This is a genomic window from Anaerolineales bacterium, from assembly GCA_016928575.1.
GTDB lineage: Bacteria > Chloroflexota > Anaerolineae > Anaerolineales > RBG-16-64-43 > JAFGKK01.
The window spans coordinates 48,078-57,525 of record JAFGKK010000066.1; the positions used below are offsets into that span (position 1 = coordinate 48,078).

Annotated in this window: 7 protein-coding genes; 5 read left to right on the plus strand and 2 right to left on the minus strand. The window is 64.5% G+C overall.

Features of this window, described 5'->3' with window-relative positions:
• Positions 1–91: 91 nt before the first annotated feature.
• The 5 genes from JW929_08810 (at position 92) to JW929_08830 (ending at position 7,696) form a co-directional block, all read left to right on the plus strand.
• On the plus strand, positions 92–1,273 hold the full coding sequence (locus tag JW929_08810) for an acetylornithine/succinylornithine family transaminase (protein ID MBN1439496.1): 1,182 nt from the start codon (positions 92–94) through the stop codon (positions 1,271–1,273).
• Entirely contained in the window at positions 1,270–2,583 is a 1,314-nt protein-coding gene (locus JW929_08815; GenBank protein MBN1439497.1) for a hypothetical protein, read from the plus strand. Before JW929_08810 ends, JW929_08815 begins: the two co-directional genes overlap by 4 nt.
• Before the next feature lie 227 nt (positions 2,584–2,810).
• The gene (locus JW929_08820; GenBank protein MBN1439498.1) at positions 2,811–4,778 is read left to right on the plus strand and encodes a 3-isopropylmalate dehydratase large subunit; all 1,968 of its coding nucleotides are present in this window, start codon (positions 2,811–2,813) and stop codon (positions 4,776–4,778) included.
• 606 nt (positions 4,779–5,384) lie between these two features.
• Complete coding sequence (locus tag JW929_08825; protein MBN1439499.1) at positions 5,385–6,449, plus strand: [LysW]-lysine hydrolase; 1,065 nt, start codon at positions 5,385–5,387, stop codon at positions 6,447–6,449.
• Between the two features lie 50 nt (positions 6,450–6,499).
• Positions 6,500–7,696, plus strand: coding sequence for a hypothetical protein (locus JW929_08830; GenBank protein ID MBN1439500.1), 1,197 nt, complete (start codon positions 6,500–6,502; stop codon positions 7,694–7,696).
• A gap of 347 nt (positions 7,697–8,043) precedes the next feature.
• On the opposite strand, the gene JW929_08835 is transcribed toward JW929_08830, so the two are convergent.
• Both JW929_08835 and JW929_08840 read right to left on the minus strand, forming a co-directional pair.
• Positions 8,044–8,859, minus strand: a complete 816-nt coding sequence (locus tag JW929_08835; protein ID MBN1439501.1) for a hypothetical protein — start codon at positions 8,857–8,859, stop codon at positions 8,044–8,046.
• A 373-nt stretch (positions 8,860–9,232) separates the two neighbouring features.
• Positions 9,233–9,448: hypothetical protein (locus tag JW929_08840; GenBank protein MBN1439502.1), on the minus strand; the 216-nt coding region annotated here is incomplete at its 5' end.

A 9,448-nucleotide genomic window follows, 5' to 3' on the forward strand; every position in this document is an offset into this window, starting at 1 on the left:
TCCGTATCACCCCGCTGCGCGGGGCAGGCGGGAAGGGAGGAGGGGCTGGGGGAGGCAGGATGGGGTGGAGGCGACGGGATACGAGGACCCTATGACCGATACCATCGAACTCGAAACCAAATACACCTCCGGGCTGTACGTGAAGCGCCCGATTGAGATCGTGCGCGGGCAGGGGGCGCTGGTATGGGATGAAAAGGGCCGCCAGTACATCGATTGCGTCGCCGGGCAGGGTTCGGCCAACCTCGGCCACTGCCATCCGGCGGTGGTCCGGGCGATCACCGAGCAGGCGCAGACGCTGATCACCTGCACCGAAATGTTTTTTTTCGCCAAGCGCGGCGAGCTGGAGCGGCGGCTGGTGGAGGCGGCCGGATCGGGTTTCAACCGGGTGTTCCTGTGCAACTCCGGAACGGAGGCAATTGAAGGATCGATCAAGCTGGCCCGCTACGCCACCGGCCGGACGGATTTTGTCGCCGCCAAACGCGGGTTTCACGGGCGGACGATGGGCGCCCTTTCCGCGACGTGGAACAAGAAGTACCGCGACGCCTTTCTGCCCCTGGTCCCGGGCTTCGCGCACGTGACGTACAACCAATTGGAGGAGTTGGACGCCGCGGTGAACGAAAAAACCGCCGGCGTGATCCTGGAAGCGGTGCAGGCCGAGGGCGGCGTGTATCCCGGCACGGCCGAATACCTGCGCGGCGCGCAGGAGATCTGCCGCAGGAAGGGGGCGATGCTGATCCTCGACGAGGTTCAGACCGGATTCTGTCGGACCGGCAGGATGTTCGCCTATCAGCACTACGGCCTGCAGCCGGATTTTCTCGCCCTGGCGAAATCCATCGGCGGCGGGATTCCGATGGGCGCGATTGTGATCGGCGAGCGGATCCGGCCGCTCGAACCGGCCGTGCATGCCAATACCTTCGGGGGAAATCCGCTCACCAGCGCCGCGGGGGTGGCTGCGATCGATGCGTACGAAGAAGAGCGGCTCGCCGAGAAAGCCGCCGAACTTGGGGCCCACATGGCCCAGAGGCTGCGCGCCATCTCCTCTGCGCTGATCCGCGAAGTGCGCGGACTCGGCCTGCTGATCGGGATCGAGATTAAGCAGAAAGCCGCGCCGTACTTGGCGGCGCTCGCGGAGCGCGGGGTGCTCGCGCTCCCCGCCGGCTTGAACGTCATCCGGCTGCTGCCCCCGCTGGTTATCACCAAGGCGCAATTGGACGAGGTCGCGGACCAGCTCGCCGCCGTTCTCGCCGATCAGCCGGCCGCGAGGAAGTCATGACCTCCATGAACGCCGCGGAGAACGCCGATCGTTTCCGCCAATACCGCCCGCGCAAACTCGAGATCATCGACACGACCCTGCGCGAGGGCCAGCAGACATCCCTCCTGCATGACCACCACAAGTACTTCTACACCGAACGCGACAAACTTGAGTTGATCCGCGCGCTGATCCTCTATGGGGTGAAGTTCATCGAGATGTTCTCGCCCGTCGTCAGCCCGCAGGAGCGCGAGGACGTCAAGGCGATCCAGCAGGTTCGCGACGAGCTGGTCACCCAGAAGGGATACACCTTCCTGCTGGCGCACGTCCGCTGCCATCCGGACGACGTGGAGGCGGCGATCCGCGCCGGATTCGACGGGCTCAACCTCTACATCGGCACCTCGCCGCAATCCCGCGCGTTCAATACCGGCAAGGACCTGGAGGAGATCTCCCGCCGCGCACGGATCCTGCTGGAGGACCTGCGCACCAATCACCCGAACCTGATCCTGCGGTTCAGCGGCGAGGATACCTTCCGCACCCGCCTGGAAGACCAATTCCGGGTCTACGACCAAGTGGTCTCGCTGGTGGACCGGCTGGGCCTGCCCGACACGGTCGGGGTGGCCACGCCGCCGCTGGTGAGCCAGCGCCTCCGCGCGCTGCGCGAACGCTACCCGGTGACCGAGTTCGAGGTCCACTTCCACGACGACCGGGGATTTGCGCTTTCGAACACGCTCGCGGCCCTCCACGAAGGCGTACGCTACGTCAACACCACTTTGCTGGGGATCGGCGAGCGCTCCGGCATCACCTCGATGACCGCGCTGATGTTCAACCTGCACCTGGACCAGGATTACGACTCGCTCGAAGGCTACCACCTGCGCGGATCCTACCCGATCAACGTCCTCGCGGCCGACAAACTGCGGATGCTCGTCCCGCCCAAGGAACCGATATCCCTAACCAACCGGACCCATACCGCCGGCGTGCATCAGGGCGCGATCCTCAACGACGCCAGCGCCTACGAAGCCCATCCGCTGGACGTTTTCGGGGTAAGCGAACGCGACATTCTGCTCGGGCCGCTTTCGGGTTGGAACACGATCCACTACTTCCTTAAGGAGATCAATTACTTCCGGATCGATGAAGCCACCGCGCGCGAGATCACTGCGCGTTTCAAGGAGCGCGTGTACCAGATCGACGCCGACCAGTCGCCGGCCGAACTGCTGCTTTCGATCGCCGCCGAGGAATACGGCCTGTCCAAGCTCCTGCTGCCCGAATCAGCGCGCCGGCGGATCGTCCAGCGCCTGGATGAGAAACCGCCGCGCAAGGAACAAGTCAAGTGACCCCGTTCCATGACCCCGCAGGTTTGAGGATCAAAGGCAAACCTGCGCATTCCCCCCGGCGAAAGAACACGCCGAGGGCAGGCGCGGGACGGGCTCCGCTGCATGACAGCGCAGGTTCGAAGACCAAGGGCGAACTTGCGAATCCCTCCGCTGTGCGAGGGCAGGCGCTGGGAGAAGGGGAGCAAGGGGATGAGGGAATCCGGCCCCGCACTTTCGCCGAGAAGGCGTTGGCGCGCAAAGCGGGGAAAACCGGCGCCCGGGCGGGAGACATCCTCGAAGTGCGCCCGGATCGGATCCTTACCCACGACAACACCGCCGCCATCGCCCAGATCTTTTACAAGGAACTCGGCGCGGAGAGGGTGCAGGACCCCTCGCGCCTGTTGATCGTCCTCGATCACGCCTCCCCCCCGCCGACGCCGACGCATGCCCAGATCCACGCCGAGGCGCGGGCTTTCGTGCGCGCGCAGGGCGTGCGCGATTTCTTCGACATCGGCCGCGGCATCTGCCACCAAGTGGCCGCCGAGGAGGCGTTGTTGCTCCCCGGCCAGGTCATCCTCGGCGCGGACAGCCACACCACCCACCACGGTTGGATGGGCGCGTTCGGCGCGGGCGTGGGGCGCAGCGAGGCCGCCGCGCTGTGGGCGACGGGCGGCCTGTGGCTGCGCGTTCCGCACAGCGTCCGCTTCACGCTGCAGGGAAGCCTGGCCTCCGGAGTGACGACGAAGGATTTATGCCTGGCGATCATCGGCGAACTGGGCGCCGACGGCGGGTTGTACCTCTCGGCCGAGTTCGACGGGCCGGGCTTGCGGACTCTTTCGATCGACAGCCGGATGGTCATCCCCAACATGATGGCCGAGTTCGGCGTGAAGAACGCCTGCCTCGCCCCGGACGAGGCGGTCTTCGAGTACCTTGCTTCGCGCGGGTCGGGCCGGGCGAGCCGCGCGGATTGCGAGGCGTCGGCGCTTTGGGCGGACCCGGGCGCGGAATATCTCGCCGAGTATGAGATTGACCTTTCCGCAGTCGGCCCGCTAGCCGCCGCGCCGCATGGAGTGGACCGGCGGCAGACATTGTCCGAAGCCGCGGGCAAGCCGATCGACATGGCGTTTCTCGGCACCTGCACCAACGGGCGGCTGGAGGATCTGCGCGCGGCGGCACAGGCCGTCGCCGGCAAGAAGGTCCGCCCCGGAACCCGCTTCCTGGTTGTGCCGGCGTCGGTAGAAGTTTACCGCGCGGCGGTTGCGGAAGGGATCATCGGCGCACTGGTGGACTCGGGCGCGATGATCGGCGTGCCGGGATGCGGGCCGTGCATGGGCAACCATCTCGGCATCCCTGCCGCGGGCGAGGTCGTTTTCTCCACCGCCAACCGCAACTTCAAGGGCCGCATGGGCCAGCCGGATGCGGAGATCCATCTCGGATCGCCGGCGCTGGTCGCGCTCGGCGCGGTGTTGGGCCGTATTCCTTCGCCGCGGGAATTCGAAGACATTCCACATCCCGCTTCCCCATCTTCCAGCATCCCCGCGCTGCGCGAGGGCAAACGCCGAGCGAAGGCGAGGGAGGGGATGAGGGCGGATTCGTTCCTCCGTCTCGTCCGCGGAACCGATTTGCGCAAATTCGGCCCTCAATCCCCTTCTCCTTCTCCCAGCATCCCCCCGCTGCGCGAGGGCAGGCGCTGGGAGAAGGGGAGCGAGGGGATGAGGGCCGATGCGTTCGTCGCCGACGGATCGGCCTGGGTTTACGGCGGCGACATCAACACCGATCGGATCTTCCCGGGGAAGTACACCTATACGCTGCGCACGCCGGAGGAAATCGCCGCTCACGCGCTGGAGGACCTCGACCCGGAATTCCTGCGGGCCTCGAAGCCGGGGGACGTGATCTTCGCCGGCCGCAACATGGGCTGCGGATCGTCGCGCGAGCAGGCGGTCACCTGCCTAACCGGGCGCGGCGTACGGGCGGTGGTGGCGGAATCATTTGGACGCATTTTCTACCGCAACGCAATCAACCGGGGCTTGCCGGCGATCGTCTGCCCGGAGGCTGTCGCCGCCGCGCACAGGGGCGATCCAGTGAAGGTGGATTTGGAGCGCGGGGAAATACTTCTGCCCGCGGGGCGGTTTGCATATCCGCCGTTTCCGGAGAGCGTCCGGGCGCTTCTGGCGGCCGGGGGATTGATTCGTTACCTGAAGACGAAAGGGAAATAACCGCCGTTCGGGGAAGGCCGGATGCGATCTGCGGATGGGGGTCGAAGGAGACGCGCGCCAGCCCCCCGGCAAATCGGTTTCTTCCAACATCGCCCGGCGGCAGCTCGCAGGCGGTGTGGAGATCGGATCGGCAGTCCCGCGGATGATTGCAGACGGTTTCTCACGGCCGTTCGGTTGACGCCCCCGTCTTGCTGCCGGGTATATTCCCGGATGGCGCGGAGATCCACAATGTGCTTTCGGTCCGGCCAGAGCGGGCAAGCCCCCAGGATTTTTCAGTGGTTTCGCCCGCCCCGGCACCCGCTTCGCAATCGCACGGGTTCGAAAGAGTATCGGGTGCATATGGGCTTCGCGGGCGCGGACTCAGGTCGGGCCGGGGATACGCCCCGGAAGAGTACTGGGCTGCTCAACCGCCATTTTTCTTTTTTCAGCAACCTGCCAAGCCCTTTGTGGAATTTGCGCCGCAGGCACTGGGAATGGAAAAACCGGCCCGAAGCCCCACGGGAAACGGGATGATAACCGGGGCGGATTTCAGATATGATTAACCCGGAACGTTTTTTCCCGATGTCCATCCAAATTCCGCATCCGCCCCGGAGAACGGATAAACCCATGACCCAGCCGTCGGAAACGCTACTCGGATTGGTTGAACGCTACAGCCCGACCGGGCAGGAACGGGAGGCGGTCGAGTGGCTCGTCGGCCGCATGCGCGGGCTGGGCTTTTCGTCGGCCCGCGCCGACGAAGCCGGGAACGCGGTCGGCGTGATGGGGGACGGGCCGAACCAGATCGTCCTGCTCGGGCACATTGATACGGTCCCCGGCCGGATCGACGTCCGGATCGAAGACGGGATCCTGCACGGCCGCGGCTCGGTGGATGCGAAGGGACCGCTGGCGGCGTTCGTCGACGCGGCCGCGAAGACCGGCGCTATTCCCGGCTGGCAGGTCGTGGTCATCGGCGCCGTCGACGAGGAGGGCGATTCGGCCGGCGCGCGGCAGGCGGTCGGATGCTGGCATCCGCGCTTCGCCGTCATCGGGGAGCCGAGCGGCTGGGACCGGATCACGCTCGGATACCGCGGGATCTTGCGTTTCCGCTTCGCCGCGCGGCAGGCCGTCGGCCATACCGCCGCCGGACAGGAAAGCGCGTGCGAAGCCGCCGTGGGATTCTGGAACCGGCTGGCGGAGATCGGCGCCCGCGAGAACGCCGGAGCGGAGCGGAAATTCGACCAATTGACGGCGGTCCTCGAGCGCATGGCCTCTTCCGGCGACGGGTTCACCCAGACTGCGGAGATCGGCGGTCACTTGCGGCTTCCCCTCTCGATCGCTCCCGAACAGGCGGAGCGGTTGTTGCGCGAGGCCGCCGAAGGAGCGGGCGCGCTCGACCTGGAGGGCATCCCGCTTTCCGCCTACCGGGTGGAAAAGAACACTCCCGTGGTCGGCGCGCTGCTCGCGGCCATCCGCTCACTGGGCGGCGATCCTTCGTTCAGCCTTAAGTTGGGGACCGCCGATTTCAACATCGCCGGGCCGCAGTGGAACTGCCCGATGGCGGTCTACGGTCCGGGTGATTCGGCGCTTGACCACACCCCGGAAGAGCGCCTTTCTCTGGAAGAATTCGAACGCTCGGTGTCGGTGCTCGAGGCGGTTTTGAAGCGGCTGGCATTCGCGAATGCCCTCAAATAACCCCCGGAAGGCATTTTTTCGCCGGGTATAATCCCCGGCGGGAGCTAACAATGGCCAAAGAAGACCGCAAAGCCCGCGAGAAGCCGATGGCCGGCGAGGACCTGAAAAACCGCGTGGATTGGCTGGATGAGGAGCGCCGCAAAGACAAAGCGCTGCTGGCCAAACTCGAAGAGCGGTTGGCGACCCTGTCCGGTGCTCTGGAATCCCAGTCCCGAATCGTGCAGGAAACCAGCCACCAGCTTACAAAACTCAGCACCCGAGTTCAACCGCAGAAAATCGACGAGCTGCTCTCCAAACACCGTGAGGATACCGCCCGCACGCTGGCGGAGATGGACAAGCACCGCTTGGAGTTGGAGGAAGAAGCCGGGAAGAACCGCGCGCTGGAGAAGAGCCGAATCGAGAAAGCCATCGGCGATTTTAGAAAGCAGATCGACCTGCTGGGGGACCTCCAGGAATCCATGGAGGCCCGCAAAGTCGAGCAGGCGCGCCAAGCCGTCCTGCTGCAGGAGATGCGCAAGACGTTGGACCTGATTCAGAAGCGGGACGAGGAGCGGACCCGGATCATCGCCGCGACCGAGGAAGGGCGGCGCCAGGATATCCGCCGCATGGCGGATATCCAAGGCGAACAACAGGCGCTGCGCGACCGGTGGGGGGAGATGTCGGCCCGATTGGACGCCCTGGAATCCTCCAGCCGCAGGGCCGACGGACGCCTCGCGGAGCTGATGAGCTTGGAGTTGGAGCGCCGGAACGCGATGGCGATCTGGCAGGAACAGCAGACCGCCGCCCTCGCCGAACGCGAGCGGCTGTGGAAGGAATGGGATAAACAAAGCGCCGACGCCATCCGCCGCATGCAGGATTTCCTCCGGCAGACCGACAGCTACCAGGAACTGCACCGCTCCATGCGCCAGGCGATCGACGAATATCAGGGCTTGACCGAGCGGCTGGAGCAGAAGATCAAGGAAATGGCGGAGATCCAGCGCATCCAGGAGGACCGCATGCGCCAGGATTGGACCACCTTCCTGGCCGATGATCAAAAGCGGTGGACCGCGCAGAACCTCACCTGGGAGGACGAATGGCGCGAACGGGACCGTAAATTCACCAAAGCCGCGGAAAAAATCTCGCGGTTGGAGGAGAGCGTGGAGGGCCTGACGGATTCGCTGCGTTCGGCGCAGGATGGGGACCGGGCGCGCCTGGAGCACTTGGCGAACACCCTGCGCGAGTGGCTGGCCCGAAGCGCCCCCAAATGATCTGGCTTGCGGCTTTCCCGAAAGAATCTCATGGACTGAACCAAAAAAGCAGCCGCGCGGGGAGGGACGCCCTGCGCCCCGATGGAAAAACGAAAAGGGGTTGTCTTAAAACAGCATTAGGTTGTCTCCGGATCGTCATGCCCACGCCCGCCCTCGCGGAGCGGGGGTGTTCGTAGCGGGCATCCAGCCATGGAAACCCTGAATTCCCGCTAAACCCACCCCCGGCGAAGAACGCGCCGAGGGCCGGCGCGGGAATGACGGACTATCTCCGGCTGGGAATTTTCCGCAAATACCATTGATTTACTTTATAAACAGCCACTTTTGCTTGCCGCCGGTCCGTGGAAAAATCACCAGGAAAGATCCGCCCAGGCTTGGGCGTACCAAAGCAGGTATTCCTCCGCATGCGCGGACCAATAGGCGTCGTCGTGCCCCCCGTCGTTCCAGTGCCACTCGAAGGCGATCCCCAGCCGTTCCATCTCGGCCCGGTATTGGTTGATGGCTTCGATGTGCTCGGGCTTGTCTTCGCTTCCCATGTCGAGGTAGAACCGGGGCAGGTCGCCGACGTTCATGTTCGCCAACCAATATTTCAACGCGTACACGTCGCCGAGGAAGGGTGTGAAGGAATGCGCGCCGATCGAGCCGAAGAGGAACGGCCGGAGCATTCCGATATGCACCGCCCAGGCGGCGCCGCGCGAAAGGCCCCCGACTGCCCGGCAGCGGCGTTCGGGGCAAGTGTTGTAGTGCCCGTCGACCCAAGGCAGCACCGCCTCGGCGACGACGTCGTCAAAATTGGATTTTTCCGGATCGCGGTAGGTGGAGGATTCGTTCGGCATGACGAGGATCATCGGCTGGATCGTCCCGGCCGCGGTCAGGCGGTCGGCCGCCTCGTCCATTCCGTCGCGGTCCCATTGGTCGAAAGTATAGGTCTGGCCGTGGATGATGATCAACAGCGGGTAGCCGGATTCGCGCTTCGGATCGTAGCACGGCGGGAGGAAAATCCGCATGTCCACCGGCCACGGCTGCAGGCCGGTTTCGAGCGCGGCCATCTCCAGCGTGCCCTTGGTTTCGGCGCAGCCCCAAGGGGGGGTGGCGCTCGCCGGCGGTTCGGCGGTCGTTGTGGGGGTGAGGAGGGTTTCTGCGGCGGTTGCGGATGCGGCTTTCACCGTTGCCAAGGGGGTAAGCGGAGCGGCCGGCTCGGTTAAGGCTTGCGATGCGGAACAACCCGCTGCTGTAAATGGAATTATGGCAAGCGCAACAAGTATCCTGAGAGAGAGGATTTTTAGTTTGGACATCCGGCTCCTTGGGGGATATTTTACCTTCCATCGTTGATTTCCCCCTCCTCTTTCCTCCCCCGTTAAGCAAAAAGCGCTTAACGGGGGAGGCCTTATGCGATACCCCTCCCCCGTTAGGTGGTTTTCCTAATGGGGGAGGGCAGGGGAGGGGGCATTCCCCGCAAAGATAGGCCCCCTCCTCTTTCCTCCCCCGGTAAGCAAAAAACGCTTACCGGGGGAGGACCTTGTGCGATATTCTCCCCCGTTAGGTGCTATTCCTAACGGGGGAGGGCAGGGGAGGGGGTGCAGATTCAAGCCGTTGAAGAATAAGCAGAACAACCCCATCGATATTCTCCATCACGTCTTGGTTGGTCACCCGCAGAACACGGATATGTTTGCAAATTCCGGTCAATTCGGCCACCGATTCCGGTGTAATCCGGCCGCCCCATACCAACCCTCCATCATCAGCGACGAGATTGTA

Bases quoted from the DNA above. Each gene is read 5' to 3' on its own strand.
- JW929_08815 (MBN1439497.1), top strand. From the start codon at position 1,270: ATGACCTCCATGAACGCCGCGGAGAACGCCGATCGTTTCCGCCAATAC.
- JW929_08810 (MBN1439496.1), top strand. From the start codon at position 92: ATGACCGATACCATCGAACTCGAAACCAAATACACCTCCGGGCTGTAC.
- JW929_08830 (MBN1439500.1), top strand. From the start codon at position 6,500: ATGGCCAAAGAAGACCGCAAAGCCCGCGAGAAGCCGATGGCCGGCGAG.
- JW929_08825 (MBN1439499.1), top strand. From the start codon at position 5,385: ATGACCCAGCCGTCGGAAACGCTACTCGGATTGGTTGAACGCTACAGC.